The organism is Lamprobacter sp. (assembly GCF_034860625.1).
In the GTDB taxonomy this organism is placed as follows: domain Bacteria; phylum Pseudomonadota; class Gammaproteobacteria; order Chromatiales; family Chromatiaceae; genus Lamprobacter.
Map to the genome: position 1 here is coordinate 1 of NZ_JAYESN010000621.1, position 949 is coordinate 949.

At 65.5% G+C, this 949-nt stretch carries 1 protein-coding gene; it reads right to left on the bottom strand.

All coding sequences use genetic code 11. From position 1 onward, the window contains the following. On the bottom strand, positions 1–949 hold a 949-nt coding region (locus VBE63_RS30285), incomplete at both ends, for a hypothetical protein (protein ID WP_323686670.1).

Here is a 949-nt window from a genome sequence, read left to right on the forward strand (position 1 = left end):
CGTCGTCTTAAAACGCAAATAGTGCAGCTTCGGTGCGCGCTCGCGCAGCAGCTCAATGCCGCGGCAAGGGTCGGTGCGGGCGATGACGACCAGTGGGCGATCGTTCGTCGCAGGCTGCGGGATAGGCTGCCCGACTACCTGAGTGAGGTTGACGTCTGCGAGGGCTGCGACTTCGCCCGGCGTATTGCTTCCTGAGCTGTCGGCGGCCGCTTGCTGTGCTCCTGTAACGTCGCTGCGTGCTAGCGCAGGTGCAGCCAGGGCGTCGGTATCATGGCCATCGACCTCGTGCACCTCGGCACCAAACGCCCGCAGGCGCTCGGCGAGCGGTTCGATGGTCATCACCTCGGTCATGGGTCCATCGCATTGCTGGGCATTGGCATCGATGTACACTCCGAGGTTGCCGATGCGGTGATGGGCGAGGGCGGCGAAGGCCTCCCAAGTCTGACCCTCTTGAAACTCGCCATCGGACATGAACACCCAGACTCGCCCGGTCTCGCCGCGCAGTCGCCGTGCGAGCGCGATACCGCCAGCTTGGCTCAGGGCCTGGCCGAGTGAGCCGGCGGTGACCTCGTGGCCGGGCGAATGCTCGGCGCCGATCAGCTCGACCGTGCTGCCGTCGGTGTTGAAGGCTTCTAATGCATCTGGGCCGAGTCGGCCAAGCTCGATCAGCAGCGCGTACAAGACCAGTGCATAGTGCACCGGCGAGAAGATGAAGCGATCCAGCTCGGGCGCGCGAGGTCCGTTGTAACCGGCACCGGTAAAGGCCGCTGGGTTGTCCTGAGATGGGACGCCGGCGAAGGCACGCGGGATCAGCGGCGCTGTGCTGGGGCCAAGCCGCATGACCCGCAGATAGAGGGTCGCGAGGATCTCAGCGGCCGAGCAGGCCTGGCTCAGATAGCCACCGTTGTTGCGCAGGGTATGCTCAAGCACGCGACGGCGGATGCCCGCA